The sequence below is a fragment of the Pseudomonas sp. REST10 genome (genome assembly GCF_029542605.1).
In the GTDB taxonomy this organism is placed as follows: domain Bacteria; phylum Pseudomonadota; class Gammaproteobacteria; order Pseudomonadales; family Pseudomonadaceae; genus Aquipseudomonas; species Aquipseudomonas khazarica.
On the sequence record NZ_CP035677.1, the window covers coordinates 3119637 to 3133384 of the forward strand.

Annotated in this window: 12 protein-coding genes and 1 tRNA gene; 1 reads left to right on the plus strand and 12 read right to left on the minus strand. The window is 65.0% G+C overall.

Features of this window, described 5'->3' with window-relative positions; all coding sequences use genetic code 11:
* Positions 1 to 7: 7 nt before the first annotated feature.
* Both thrS and EWH21_RS14780 read right to left on the minus strand, forming a co-directional pair.
* Complete coding sequence (gene thrS / locus EWH21_RS14775; protein WP_277698690.1) at positions 8 to 1930, minus strand: threonine--tRNA ligase; 1923 nt, start codon at positions 1928 to 1930, stop codon at positions 8 to 10.
* Between the two features lie 274 nt (positions 1931 to 2204).
* Positions 2205 to 2281: transfer RNA gene (locus EWH21_RS14780), tRNA-Val, on the minus strand.
* A gap of 184 nt (positions 2282 to 2465) precedes the next feature.
* On the opposite strand from EWH21_RS14780, the gene EWH21_RS14785 reads away from it, so the two are divergent.
* Positions 2466 to 3749, plus strand: a complete 1284-nt coding sequence (locus EWH21_RS14785; RefSeq protein WP_037055095.1) for an FAD-binding oxidoreductase — start codon at positions 2466 to 2468, stop codon at positions 3747 to 3749.
* A 49-nt stretch (positions 3750 to 3798) separates the two neighbouring features.
* Here EWH21_RS14785 and EWH21_RS14790 read toward each other — a convergent pair whose 3' ends face one another.
* The 10 genes from EWH21_RS14790 to pqqA form a co-directional block, all read right to left on the minus strand.
* Entirely contained in the window at positions 3799 to 4752 is a 954-nt protein-coding gene (locus EWH21_RS14790; RefSeq protein WP_277698691.1) for a PA2778 family cysteine peptidase, read from the minus strand.
* Positions 4737 to 5144, minus strand: coding sequence for a PA2779 family protein (locus tag EWH21_RS14795; RefSeq protein ID WP_037055091.1), 408 nt, complete (start codon positions 5142 to 5144; stop codon positions 4737 to 4739). Before EWH21_RS14795 ends, EWH21_RS14790 begins: the two co-directional genes overlap by 16 nt.
* Before the next feature lie 80 nt (positions 5145 to 5224).
* Positions 5225 to 6949: a NahK/ErcS family hybrid sensor histidine kinase/response regulator gene (locus EWH21_RS14800; RefSeq protein WP_037055090.1), complete on the minus strand. Its 1725-nt coding sequence runs from the start codon at positions 6947 to 6949 to the stop codon at positions 5225 to 5227.
* Positions 6933 to 8096, minus strand: coding sequence for an alcohol dehydrogenase-like regulatory protein ErcA (gene ercA / locus EWH21_RS14805; RefSeq protein WP_277698692.1), 1164 nt, complete (start codon positions 8094 to 8096; stop codon positions 6933 to 6935). The genes EWH21_RS14800 and ercA overlap by 17 nt, the downstream gene beginning before the upstream one ends.
* A gap of 76 nt (positions 8097 to 8172) precedes the next feature.
* Positions 8173 to 10020 (minus strand): S9 family peptidase, encoded by a 1848-nt coding sequence (locus EWH21_RS14810; RefSeq protein ID WP_277698693.1) that lies wholly within the window; start codon positions 10018 to 10020, stop codon positions 8173 to 8175.
* Positions 10008 to 11162 (minus strand): pyrroloquinoline quinone biosynthesis protein PqqE, encoded by a 1155-nt coding sequence (gene pqqE, locus EWH21_RS14815; protein WP_277698694.1) that lies wholly within the window; start codon positions 11160 to 11162, stop codon positions 10008 to 10010. The genes EWH21_RS14810 and pqqE overlap by 13 nt, the downstream gene beginning before the upstream one ends.
* Positions 11134 to 11412, minus strand: coding sequence for a pyrroloquinoline quinone biosynthesis peptide chaperone PqqD (gene pqqD, locus EWH21_RS14820; protein WP_047584179.1), 279 nt, complete (start codon positions 11410 to 11412; stop codon positions 11134 to 11136). Before pqqD ends, pqqE begins: the two co-directional genes overlap by 29 nt.
* 23 nt (positions 11413 to 11435) lie before the next feature.
* Positions 11436 to 12188: a pyrroloquinoline-quinone synthase PqqC gene (gene pqqC / locus EWH21_RS14825; RefSeq protein WP_277698695.1), complete on the minus strand. Its 753-nt coding sequence runs from the start codon at positions 12186 to 12188 to the stop codon at positions 11436 to 11438.
* 29 nt (positions 12189 to 12217) lie between these two features.
* Complete coding sequence (pqqB, locus tag EWH21_RS14830) at positions 12218 to 13132, minus strand: pyrroloquinoline quinone biosynthesis protein PqqB (protein ID WP_134678045.1); 915 nt, start codon at positions 13130 to 13132, stop codon at positions 12218 to 12220.
* 47 nt (positions 13133 to 13179) lie between these two features.
* The gene (gene pqqA / locus EWH21_RS14835; protein ID WP_080756929.1) at positions 13180 to 13251 is read right to left on the minus strand and encodes a pyrroloquinoline quinone precursor peptide PqqA; all 72 of its coding nucleotides are present in this window, start codon (positions 13249 to 13251) and stop codon (positions 13180 to 13182) included.
* Between the last annotated feature and the right edge of the window lie 497 nt (positions 13252 to 13748).

A 13748-nucleotide genomic window follows, 5' to 3' on the forward strand; every position in this document is an offset into this window, starting at 1 on the left:
ATAGTTCTTACTCCAAATCTTGGCGACCACGCCGGGAAACCGCTTGCTGCAACTGCGCGGCGAACTGCTCGAGAGGCATTGACCCCAGGTCGACGCCTTCGCGGGTGCGCACAGCAACGGATCGTGTCTCGACCTCCCGATCTCCGATGACCAGGAGATAGGGAACCTTGAGCAAGGTATGCTCGCGGATTTTAAAGCCGATCTTTTCGTTTCTCAAGTCAACCTTGGCACGAAAACCGCTTTGATTGAGAGTTTTCTCCGCCTCACGGGCAAAATCGGCCTGCTTGTCGGTGATATTCATGATCACCGCCTGGGTCGGCGCCAACCAGGCCGGGAAGGAACCGGCGTAATGTTCGATCAGCATGCCGATGAAACGCTCGAAGGAACCGAGGATCGCACGGTGCAGCATGACCGGGCGCTTGCGGTTGTTGTCTTCGGCGATATAGCTGGCATCCAGACGCTCGGGCAGGTTCGGATCGTACTGCAGCGTGCCGCACTGCCAGTTACGGCCCAGGCAGTCACGCAGCGTGAACTCGATCTTCGGACCGTAGAAAGCACCCTCGCCCGGCTGGTATTCCCACTCCAGGCCGGATTCGTTGAGCGCATCGGCCAGCGCACCCTCGGCGCGATCCCACAGCTCTTCGGAACCCACGCGCTTGGCCGGACGAGTCGACAGCTTCATGGCGACGTCGGTGAAGCCGAAGTCCTTGTAGACATCCAGCGTCAGCTTGATGAAGTCGGCCGCTTCCTTCTTCACCTGCTCTTCGGTGCAGAAGATATGCGCATCGTCCTGCACGAAACCACGCACGCGCATGATGCCGTGCAGCGCGCCGGACGGCTCGTTACGGTGGCAGGCACCGAACTCGGCCAGACGCAGCGGCAGGTCACGGTAGGACTTCAGGCCCTGGTTGAACACCTGCACGTGGCACGGGCAGTTCATCGGCTTGACCGCGTAATCGCGATTTTCCGAGGCCGTGGTGAACATGTTCTCGGCGTAGTTGGACCAGTGACCGGAACGCTCCCAGAGAATGCGATCGACCACCTGCGGCGTCTTGATCTCCTGGTAGCCGTTCTCGCGCTGCACCTGGCGCATGTACTGCTCGAGCACCTGATAGACAGTCCAGCCATTGGCGTGCCAGAACACCATGCCCGGCGCTTCTTCCTGCAGGTGGAACAGGTCCAGCTGCTTGCCGATACGACGGTGATCGCGCTTCTCGGCTTCTTCGATGCGCTGGATATAGGCAGCCAGCTGCTTCTTGTCCGCCCAGGCGGTGCCGTAGACACGCTGCAGCTGCTCGTTCTTAGAGTCGCCGCGCCAGTAGGCACCGGAAATCCGGGTCAGCTTGAACGCCTTGAGGAAGCGCGTGTTCGGCACGTGCGGGCCACGGCACATGTCGACGTATTCTTCGTGGAAGTACAGACCCATGGCCGTTTCATCGGGCATGTCGTCGATCAGGCGCAGCTTGTACTCCTCGCCACGGGACTTGAACAGCTCGATGACGTCGGCGCGCGGCGTCATCTTCTTGATGACGTCGTAGTCCTTGTCGATCAGCTCGGCCATACGCTTCTCGATGGCCGCCATGTCTTCCGGCGTGAAGGGACGGTCGATGGCGATGTCGTAATAGAAGCCTTCATCGATGACCGGACCGATCACCATCTTGGCATTCGGATACAGCTGCTTGACCGCATGGCCAACCAGGTGAGCACAGGAGTGGCGGATGATTTCCAGCCCCTCTTCGTCCTTCGGCGTGATGATCTGCAGGGTGGCATCGGTATCAATGACATCGCAGGCGTCGACCTGCCTGCCGTTGACCTTGCCAGCCAGGGTGGCCTTGGCCAGACCCGCACCAATGGATTGAGCGACCTCCAGTACGGATACCGGATGATCGAACGAACGTTGACTGCCGTCGGGAAGAGTAATGATGGGCATGGCGCCTCCTCTCCTAGTGGTGACCCCTACCAAAGGTCACGTGGGTTGGGATGAGCCAGGAAGCGATTCGGCGGTATATCTGCCTAACAATGGCAGGAGCCCGAGGGCCAACCAGACCGAACCAGAGTCACTGGAGGTAAAGAGTACGGATGCTTTCAGAAAGCCTGAGCCCTGACAAGCCACCGCGAACAACAAAGAACACAAAAGGCGATGCAGCACCCGAAAAATCCGGGCAATAAAAAAGGGGTCGCTCGGCGACCCCTTTTTATCGATTTGGTAGGCACAATTGGACTCGAACCAACGACCCCCACCATGTCAAGGTGGTGCTCTAACCAACTGAGCTATGTGCCTTCGATGGGTGCGCATTCTACGCAGATCTTTTCGGGCGTCAACAAGTTTTTTCGCTAACTTACTGAAATAGTCCAATTTTTTACGTCCGGCAGGATCGTTGAATATTTTGCACAGCCACTAGCCGGCTATTTGCAACTCAGGTAGCATCCGATCATTCGTAAAAAATAAAGAACAGAGGTTCAATATGGCGCACACGGCATACCCACAATCCTATTACGCCGCTTCTGCCAACCAGGCCGCTCAACGCCCCGCCCTGCAGGGAGAAGTGGAAACCGATGTGTGCATCATCGGTGCCGGCTACACCGGCCTGTCCACGGCCCTGTTCCTGCTGGAGAACGGCTTCAAGGTCAGCATCCTGGAGGCGGCCAAGGTCGGTTTCGGCGCATCCGGCCGCAACGGCGGGCAGATCGTCAACAGCTATAGCCGCGACATCGATGTCATCGAACGCACTGTCGGCCCGAAGCAGGCCCAGCTGCTGGGGCAGATGGCCTTCGAGGGCGGCCGCATCATTCGTGAGCGCATCGCCAAGTACGACATCCAGTGCGACCTGAAGGACGGCGGCGTGTTCGCCGCACTGACCAGCAAGCAGATGGGCCACCTGGAAGCGCAGAAGAAGCTGTGGGAGCGCTACGGCCACACCCAGCTGGAACTGATGGACGCAGCGCGCATCCGTGAAGTGGTCGCCACCGACAACTATATCGGCGGCATGCTGGACATGAGCGGCGGCCATATCCACCCGCTGAACCTGGCACTGGGTGAAGCCGCTGCAGTCGAATCGCTCGGCGGCGTGATCTACGAACAGTCGCCGGCCATTCGCATCGAGCGCGGCGCCAACCCGCTGGTGCACACCCCGGAAGGTCGCATCAAGGCCAAGTTCGTCGTGGTCGCGGGCAACGCCTACCTGGGCAATCTGGTACCGGAGCTGGCCGCCAAGTCGATGCCGTGCGGCACCCAGGTGATCACCACCGAGCCGCTCTCCGATGAGCTGGCCGCCAGCCTGTTGCCGCAGGACTACTGCGTCGAGGACTGCAACTACCTGCTCGACTACTACCGTCTCTCTGGCGACAAGCGCCTGATCTACGGCGGCGGCGTGGTCTATGGCGCACGCGACCCTGCCAACATCGAGGCCATCATCCGGCCGAAGATGCTCAAGACCTTCCCGCAGCTGAAAGACGTGAAGATCGATTACGCCTGGACCGGCAACTTCCTGCTGACCCTGTCGCGCCTGCCGCAGGTCGGTCGTATCGGCGACAACATCTACTACTCCCAGGGCTGCAGCGGCCATGGCGTGACCTACACGCACCTGGCCGGCAAGGTGCTGGCCGAGGCGCTGCGTGGCCAGGCCGAGCGTTTCGATGCCTTCGCCGACCTGCCGCACTACCCCTTCCCTGGCGGCCGCCTGTTCCAGGTTCCGTTCAGTGCCATCGGCGCGTGGTACTACACGCTGCGCGACAAGCTGGGCGTCTGATCCAGCCCATCGACGAAAACGGCGCCCGAGGGCGCCGTTTTCGTTTGTCTCATGGACAGGCCGGCAAGGCCTGGCACTGTCCGGCCGAACCGGCGACCTGCGGCGGCGCGGCGAAGCGCGCATCCTGCGGTGCCAGGCGCTGCGCGCATGCCTGGGCCTGGCGCGCCTCGCCCGCACAGCTGCGCTCCCCCAGCAGCTGGGACAGGTTGTACCAGCCGGCGGCGAAGTCGGGCTCGCGCTTGAGGCTCTCGCGCAAGGCCTGCTCGGCGCCCTTGCGGTCACCATCGGCATAGCGGCTGTTGCTCAGGGCGAACCAGGGCAGTGCCTGCTCCGGCCAGGCCTCGGCCGCACGGCGATAGGCACGGCGTGCCGGCTGGGCGTTGCCGGTCTGCTCCAGGTCATTGGCCGCCTGCATCCAGGCGTGCATGTCGGCCTGCGCCGGCAGCCGCTCCGGCGGCAGCGTCAGCACCGCCCAGCGACCGCCACGCGCCCAAGTCTTGTCGAAGCTGGTGAAGCTGTCTTCGAGCCGTCGCGTGGTGGCCGAACGCAGGACCAGCGTGCGCTCGCGGCGGTCATAGCCCACCACCACCGCGAAGTGCCACTGGGGATACCAGTCGAACGCCAGGTTCTGCAGCACCAGCACCGGGTTGCCCGCCGCGACCTCCGCCAGTATCGCCTCCAGGCGCGGCTGCAACGGGTAGACCAGCAGCTCATGGTTGCGCGCAGCGGCGACCATCTCGACCTGCAGGCTGCCCTCGCGGCCGGGAAGGTAGACCTTGTCCTTGAGTGCACCGGGCGTCGTCAGCACGCCACGCTGGTTGAGCATGGTGGCCAGCGCCGCCGGCCCGCACTGATAGGCGTCCTGCGGGAAGAAGGGTACATCGGTCAACTCGACGCGTTCAGGCAGGCGCTGGGCCTCTGGCGATAACACCGGAGACCGCGCGCAGGCTGCGAGTAGAACGACGGATGCGATACAGCAGAGGCGGATCAGCGATTGATGCATTTGACGAAACTGAAGATGTTGGTGGCGCACAGCATATCAGTGATGATGAAGATCACCAGAAACAGCACAATGATGCCGACCACACCGGCACCGGCAGGCGCCTGATCGAGCTGCTGGTTGAACTGCGCCAGTTCGGCCGGCGTCAGGCTGGCGATACGCGACTCGACCTGCTCGCGATCGACGCCCATGGCGACCAGTTTGTCCTTGACCTGCTGATCATCGAGCATGGCCATCAGCTGTTGCTGGTCGACCTGGTGCTGCTGCTCGGCGATCACCTCCTGAGTGCCGATCATCGCGGCGTTCGCCGCGGGGATCTGCGCCACCAGCAGCAGATGAAACAGCGCAGTGACAGCGGCCAGACGACGCATGGCGGGGTTCATGGAAATTGTCATTGTGGTTATCTCCTGAGGGATGAGGTAGCCAATAGACAGCATCCGAATCGCTCAGGTTCAGACCACCAGTCCGCCGCCGCTCAGGTTTCCTGCAGCAGCTGGCTGAGCACCGCGCGCAGCTTGCCCGGCTTGACCGGCTTGTTCAGCAGTGGCGCCCCCAGCGCCTGCAGCTGGCGACGACAGGCGTCGCTGCGGTCGGCACTGATGATCAGCGCCGGGATCGTCCGGGAAAAGCGCTCGCGCAACTGCTGGATGACCTCGCAGCCCAGCACGCCGTGGTCGAGGTGGAAATCGGCGAGGATCACCTCGGGCGCCCTGCCCTGCAGGTTCTCCAGCGCCTCGGGCAGATCCAGCGCGGTGACCACCTCGCAGCCCCACTGGCCGAGCAATGCCGCCATGCTGTGGAGAATGTCCGCTTCGTTGTCGATCACCAGCAGGCGCCGCCCCGGCAGCGGATTGCCAAGCACCGCCTGCGCCGCCGGTTGCACCTGGCGCAGCGGATGCTGGCGGGCCAGCGGCACACGGATGCTGAACAGCGAACCGCGCCCCGGCTGCGAGCGTACCTGCACCGGGTAGCCGAGCATACGTGCGATACGCTCGACGATGGCCAGACCGAGGCCGACCCCCTTGCGCTCCGCCGCACGGCCGACGTCCAGCTGATTGAATTCGAGGAAGATGCTGTCCAGCTGGTCCGCGGCGATGCCCCGCCCGCTGTCCCAGACCTGCAGTTCGACGAAGTCGCCGCGGCGCCGCGAACCGAGCAGCACCCCGCCCGCCTCGGTATAGCGACAGGCGTTGCTGAGGAAGTTGCGCAGAATGCGCGTCAGCAGACGAAAATCGGTGTGCACGGCGCAATCGGCGATCTGCACGCGCAGGCGCAGGCCACTGGCACCGGCAACGCCCTCGAACTCCGAGGCCAGCGGCGCCAGCAGTTCTTCCAGGCGATAGGTGTCGACGTCCGGTTTGATCGCCGCCTGATCCAGCTTGGAGATATCCAGCAGATCGGCCAGCAGGTCCTCGGCGCCTTCGAGTGCCAGGTGGCTGCGCTCGACCAGGTTGTGCTCGGCGCTCGGCAGGGCCCGCTCACGCAGCGTGGAGATCAGCAGGCGCGCGGCGTTCAGCGGCTGCAGCAGGTCATGGCTGGCCGCTGCCAGGTACTTGTCCTTGCTGCGATTGGCGGTCTCGGCGGCATCGCGTGCCTCGCGCAGGGCCAGTTCGATGCGTTCGCGCTCTTCGATCTGCCGCTGCAGGTTACGGTTGGATTCGAGCAGTTCGAAGGTGCGCGCGGCCACGCGCTGCTCCAGTTCGTCGTTGAGCAGCTGCAGACGCTGCTGGGCCTGCTTGCGCTCGGTGATGTCGGCGACGAAGCCCTCGAAGACCCCTTCGCTCTCGGGCTTGAGCAACAGGTTCATCAGCACGTCGATGGTGCTGCCGTCACGACGGCGCAGACGCGTTTCGTAGCCGAGCAACGCCTGCCCCTGGCTCAGGCGGTCGCGGATCAACGCCAGCTCGTCGAAGCCGCCGACGAACAGGTGCCGGGCCAGGTCGTCCGGTGCCCACAATACCTGCAGCGGATCGTCATAGCCGAGCATGCGCGCCATCGCCGGATTAGCCGCCAGCACACCGTCCTGCAGGCTGGCCTGGATGATGCCGTGCACGGCATGCTCGAACAGCCACTTGTAGCGATTGCGCTCGACTTCCAGCTCTTCCAGGCGCGCCAGCAGCTCCGGGTAATGGCTCTTGCGCGCCGACTGGCTGCCAAGACCGAGCAGCCCGGCCAGCGCCTCGTCAGAGCGCCTCGCCATAGACCACCTCGACGTCTCGCTGCGTGGACTCGCGCGGGTTGGTGAGAATGCAGGGGTCGTCCATGGCGTGGCTGGACAGGAAGGGAATGTCCGAGGTGCCGACGCCGTGCAGCCCCAGGGTCTCGCGGAAGCCCACGGCATGCTTGAAGGCGATCAGGTGCTCGACCAGGCGCTGGCGAATCTGCGCATGGTTGAGGCCACGGCAGTCGATGCCGAGGGTCTCGGCGATCACCTTGAAGCGCTCCGGCGCCGCACTGTAGTTGAACGCCACCACATGCTCGACCAGCACCGCATTGCACAGGCCGTGCGGCAGGTCGAGGAAGCCGCCCAGGCTGTGGCTCATGGCATGCACCGCGCCGAGAATGGCATTGGAGAACGCCAGGCCGGCCTGCATGCTGCCGAGCATGATCTTCTCGCGCAGGGCGATGTCGTGCGGGTTGGCGATCATCGCCACCAGGTTGCCGTTGATCAGGCGCATGGCCTCCAGCGCGTGCGGGTCGGTCAGCGGGCCGTTGCCGGTGGATACGAAGGCTTCGATGGCGTGCACCATGGCGTCGATGCCGGTACAGGCGGAGAGGAAGGGGTCCATGCTCAGCGTGGTTTCCGGGTCGATCAGCGACACATCGGGCACCACGGCCTTGCTGACGATGGAGAACTTCATCCGCTCCTGCTGGTTGGAGATGATCACGAACTGCGACACGTCGGCCGAGGTGCCGGCGGTGGTCGGAATCAGGATCAGCGGCGGGCTGGGCACGCGGATGGTGTCCACCCCCTCGAATTCGAGGATGCTGCGCCCGTGAGCGACGACGATGCCGATGCCCTTGGCGCAATCCATCGGGCTGCCGCCCCCTACCGCGACGATGACGTTGCAGCCCTCGCTGCGGTAAAGCTCGGAGCCTTCCATCACCTCCTCGACCCGGGGGTTGGGCGACACCCGGGTGTACAGGCAGTAGTCGATGCCCTGGTTCTGCAGGCTCGCCTGCACGTCACCCGCCCAGCCAGCGGCGACCACGCCCGGGTCGGAAACCACCAGCACCTTGCGTGCACCGAAGGTCTTGGCGTAGTTGCCGACATTGTGCCGAGAGCCGGCACCGAAGATGATCTCGGGAGAAACGAACTTGCGCAGCTGACTCAAATCGTGGCTCATACAACGGCCTGAAGTTTCTTGTTATGGATGGCGCTCAGCCTACTGCATTGCTCGGCTAATGCAATGCGACCAGCGTTCAGTGCAAACCCTGGTAGAAAGCATGCTCGGCGCGCAATGCGCTGGCCAGATTGGCAGCCTGGCGAAAGCCGTGGCGTTCTTCGGCGAACAGCTGGTATTCGACCGGCAAACCGCGCTGGCGCAGGGCCTCGACCATGGCTTCGGTCTGGCTCGGTACCACCACCGCGTCCAGGGCGCCCTGAAAGAAGATCACCGGCACGCGGATGCGCTCTGCCTGCAACAGGGGCGTGCGCGTGCGGTAGCGCTCGACATGCTGCTGCGGGTCGCCAATCAACCAGTCCAGGTAGTCGGCCTCGAACTTGTGCGTCAGCCTGCGCAGGGCCAGCGGATCGCTGACCCCGTAGAGGCTGGCGCCGCCGCGCAGCGTCGGCAGCTCGACCAGGGCGCGCAACGCACTGAAGCCACCGGCGCTGCCACCGCGCACGAACACGCGCTGCGGGTCGACACGCCCGGCGTCGACCAGGCTATCGATGGCGGCGCGGATGTCCTCGACCTCCAGCTCGCCCCAGCCACCGGCCAGACGCAGGCGGTACGCGCGGCCATAGCCGCTGCTGCCACGGTAGTTGAGGTCGAGCACGGCGTAGCCGCGCAGCGTCCAGAAGGCGATGCGCGGGTCGAATACCGGGTAGCAGGCGGAGGTCGGGCCGCCATGCAGGAAGATCACCAGCGGCGGACGCGTCACGGCCGGGACAGGCGCGTAGAAGAAACCGTGGCACTGCTCGCCCTGCCCCACCGGGCAACTCAGGGCCTCGGGGCGGGAAAGCAGCGGCGCGGGCAAGGGCTGCGCCCCACCGGCCAGGACCTGCAGAGCGCCATCGCAGCGGCGAATGGCGAGTACCGCCGGCAGCCGATCCGGTGCGGCGGCGATGCAATAGAAATACTCGGCATCCGCGCTCAGGCCACGGAAACGCGTGAAGCCCGTGGCCAGCCGACGCTCGCCGGCTGCGTGGTGCCCCGTCGCGCTCGCGCCCAGCGCACAGGCAACCAGCACGCCCGTGCCCTGCTCGAAACGGCTCAGCAGGAACTCGCCATCGTCCAGCGCCAGGTAGGTGCGCCCGCCCAGCTGCCAGGGCGCCGCGGCGTGATCGCCAGGTGCGACGTCCAGTGTCGTGCGCTCGTCGACGCACTCCGGCTGCCACCAGCCGGCCTGGTCACTCAGGACCCACAGACGGCCCCGGGCATCGAAGCGCGGTTGCTGCAGGGAGCGGTCGCCACGCTCTCCCATCATCACCTGCGTGCGCTCGCCCGACTCGCGCTGGCACAGGCGCGTGGCGATCCAGGGCTGATCGGGGCGGTCCCACTCGATCCAGGCCAGACGCCGGCCATCGGCATCGGCCACCGGCGCCGCGTAGAAGTCGGCGCCCTCCACCAGCACGTCACGCTTGCCGGTGAGGCCGATGCGCACCAGTCGATGCACTACAGCATCGCCTTGATGACTTTCCTCGACCGCCAGCAGCGCCTGCCAGGCAGGCACGAAGCACAGGTCGCCGTAGCGGCAACTGGCGTTTGCCGTCAGCGCCTGCGGCTCGCCTTGCGCAGGAGCCAGCAGCAGATGGTAGACCTGCTGATCAGCCTCATTGACCAACGCCACACCCTGATCGGTGGCGCAGCAGGCGCCGCCGCCGTACTCGTAGACCCGGCTGCGCACGGAGAACCCTGCTGGCGTCAGTTCCCGGCTCGCACCATCGCGCCAGAAGAACAGCCCGCAACGCGCCCGTTCAGGATCGAAGGCCACCCACAGCAGGCCACCATGAGCCGCCTGCAGCTCGGCGAAGTCGGCGCTGGCGGCAGCGGCCTGCTCGGCACTCCAGAGCGAGTCGGGATCGCGCTCGCCTACGCCTTGCATATGATCCGCGAGGCCTTCTCGTTGCGAAACTGCAGGGCGTCCAGCCCCAGCGGCGCGGTCTCGGCCTGCTGACGGGCGGCGAGGATCAGGTCATGCCGCGCCGACTTGCTGCATACCGGGTCGGCATTGCTGGCGTCGCCGGTGAGCATGAAGGCCTGGCAGCGACAGCCGCCGAAGTCCTTGTCCTTCTCGTCGCACGAGCGGCACGGCTCGGGCATCCAGTCGTCGCCGCGAAAGCGATTGAAACCGAACGAATGCCGCCAGATATGCTCGACGCTGTGCTCGCGCACATTGGGAAACTGCACCGGCAGCTGCCGCGCGCTGTGGCAGGGCAAGGCGGTGCCATCGGGGGTGATGTCGAGAAACAGGTTGCCCCAGCCGTTCATGCAGGCCTTCGGGCGTTCCTCGTAGTAGTCCGGGGTGACGAAGATCAGCTTGCACGGGTGCTGCTGCGCCGCCAGCTTGTCGCGCCACTGGTTGGTGATGCGCTCGGCGCGCTCCAGCTGCGCCCGCGTCGGCAGCAGCCCGGCACGGTTGAGCTCGGCCCAGCCGTAGAACTGACAGGTGGCGAGCTCGACGAAGTCCGCCTCCAGCTCCAGGCACAGTTCGATGATGCGCTCGATGTTGTCGATGTTGTGCCGGTGGGTGACGAAGTTGAGCACCATGGGGTAACCGTGCGCCTTGACCGCACGGGCCATGGCCAGCTTCTGGGCGAAGGCCTTCTTCGAGCCGGCGAGCAGGTTGTTCACCTCCTCGTCAGCAGCCTGGAAGCTGATCTGGATGTGATCCAGCCCGGCCTCGGCGAACTCGGCGATGCGCGCCTCGGTCAAGCCGATGCCGGAGGTGATCAGGTTGGTGTAGTAACCCAGGCCACGGGCCGCCGCGATCAGCTCGGCCAGGTCCTGGCGCACCAGCGGCTCGCCGCCGGAGAAACCCAGCTGCGCAGCGCCCAGTTCACGGGCCTGGCGGAAGACCTCGATCCATTCGGCAGTGGACAGCTCGGCGCCCTGCCGGGCGAAGTCCAGCGGGTTGGAGCAGTACGGGCACTGCAGCGGGCAGCGGTAGGTCAGTTCGGCCAGCAGCCACAGCGGCGGCCCGACCTGCACGTCCGGCTTAGCGAAGCTCGATCCAGAACTGAGCATGGGCCACCTCCATGAAGGCGAGGATGTCTTCGTCGATACCGGGTACGTCCGGGAAGCGCTGGTGCAGGTTGCCGATGATCTCGGCCACCGAGCGCTTGCCGTCGACCTGCTGGAGGATCTCGCTGGCGCTGTCGTTGAGCTTGATCATGCCTTCCGGATAGAGCAGCACGTGGCAGCCCTGGGCCGGCTCGAACTGCAGGCGAAAGCCACGGCGGATGGCAGGTACGTTGGCCAGGATCGAGGCGCTCATGGATGGCTCCGTCATCATCTGGCTCATGGCGCGATCCCCCGATGCCAGAGGCGCTGGTCGGTCACCGTGTGATACGGCGGGCGTTGCAGTTCATAGGCCATGCTCATGGCATCGAGCATGCTCCACAGCACGTCCAGCTTGAACTGCAGGATCTGCAGCATGCGCTCCTGGGCATCGCGGGTGCGGTAGTGCTCGAGGGTGATGCGCAGGCCATGCTCGACATCACGGCGCGCTTCCTTCAGGCGCTTGCGGAAGTAGTCGTAGCCGCTGCCGTCGATCCACGGGTAGTGCTGCGGCCAGCTGTCCAGGCGCGACTGGTGAATCTGCGGGGCGAACAGTTCGGTGAGCGAGCTGCTGGCCGCTTCCTGCCAGCTGGCGCGGCGGGCGAAGTTGACGTAGGCATCGACGGCGAAACGCACGCCCGGCAACACCAGTTCCTGCGACAGCACCTGCTGGCGATCCAGGCCGACCGCTTCGGCCAGGCGCAGCCAGGCTTCGATACCGCCCTCCTCGCCGGGGGCACCGTCGTGGTCGAGAATGCGCTGCACCCACTCGCGGCGAGTCTCGCGATCCGGGCAGTTGGCGAGAATCGCCGCATCCTTGAGCGGGATGTTCACCTGGTAGTAGAAGCGGTTGGCCACCCAGCCCTGGATCTGCTCACGGCTGGCGCGCCCTTCGTACATGGCGCGATGGAACGGGTGGTGGATGTGATACAGCGCGCCCTTGGCGCGCAGCGCCTGCTCGAATTCGGCAGGGCTCATGGCAGGTTGGCTCATCGGCACTCCGTCTTGTTGTCATCGGCCTGTTACAGCGTGATGCTCATGCCATCGAATGCGACCTCGACACCCTGCGCATCCAGTTCGGCGCGCTCGGGCGAGTCGAGGTCGAGAATCGGGTTGGTGTTGTTGATATGGATGAGGACCTTGCGCGCCGCCGGCAAGCCTTCGAGGACTTCGAGCATGCCGCCCGGGCCGCTCTGGCACAGATGGCCCATTTCGCTGCCGAGCTTGTCGCCGACTTCGCACACGCGCATCTCGTCGTCACGCCACAGCGTGCCGTCCACCAGCAGACAGTCGGCGCGGCGCATCCAGCTCAGCAACTGCTCGTCCACCTGGCCGAGGCCCGGGGCGTAGAACAGGCTGCGGCCACTGCGCCGGTCCTCGATGAACAGACCGATGTTGTCGCCCGGATGCGGGTTGCCACGGTGTGGCGAGTACGGCGGTGCGCTGCTGCGCAGAGCGATGGCGGTAAGGCTCAGTGCCGGGCAGGCCGGAATGCTGAACGGCTTGGCGTCCAGGCCGATCAGGCGATGCTGCAGCCCGCCATTCCAGTGGCTGAGCATGTTGAACAGCGGAAAGCCCGTGGTCAGATCCTGATGGACCATCTCGGTACACCAGACCTCGTGCGGGCAGCCTTCGCGCAGGGTCAGCAGGCCGGTGCAGTGATCGATCTGGCTGTCGAGCAGGACGATGCCGGCGATCGCCGTGTCGCGCAGCTTGCGCGCCGGCTGCAGCGCCGGGAAGGCCTCGATCTGCGCGCGGATGTCGGGCGAGGCGTTGCACAGGATCCAGCGCTCGCCATCATCGGAAATGGCAATGGACGATTGCGTGCGCGGTTGCGCGCGCAGGGAGCCGGCGCGCACGCCACGGCAGTTGCGGCAGTTGCAGTTCCACTGCGGGAAACCACCGCCAGCGGCGGAGCCAAGAATCTGGATATGCATGACAGGTCACCAGCGGGATGCCCCGGTCGAGCCGGGGCCAGGAGCGATCAGCGGTTGGCGAAATACAGGGTGACTTCGAAGCCAATGCGCAGGTCGGTGTAGGCGGGTTTAGTCCACATGGTGCGGTCCTCTTGTTATTCAGCCGGGGCATTCCGGCAACCCCATTAAGCCCCCGCCAGGCAGGTGGCCAAATGGTACTTTGGGAGGAGATTCGCCTGGCATTGGTAGGTACGGTCGAGCAGCGGAACGCCGGGGTCAGGCAACCGGCGCGCAGAAAAAACGCGGCCGAAGCCGCGTTGCGATAAGGATCTGCTGCCGTTCAGGCCCATGGCTGCCTGCAGACCCACCCGGACAGGGTTGCTCGCCTGGCAATGGGGCGGCGCGCCGGAGCGAGCGCACCGCCCTGGGTACATGGCCGGCTCACGATCCCGCGAGCCGGAGACCTGCTGCCAACGCAGCAGCAGATCCTGTGCTGGCTGTCAGAAGAAGCCCAGCGGATTGATGTCGTAGCTGACCAGCAGGTTCTTGGTCTGCTGGTAGTGATCGAGCATCATCTTGTGGGTCTCACGCCCGACCCCGGACTTCTTGTAGCCGCCGAAGGCAGCATGCGCCGGGT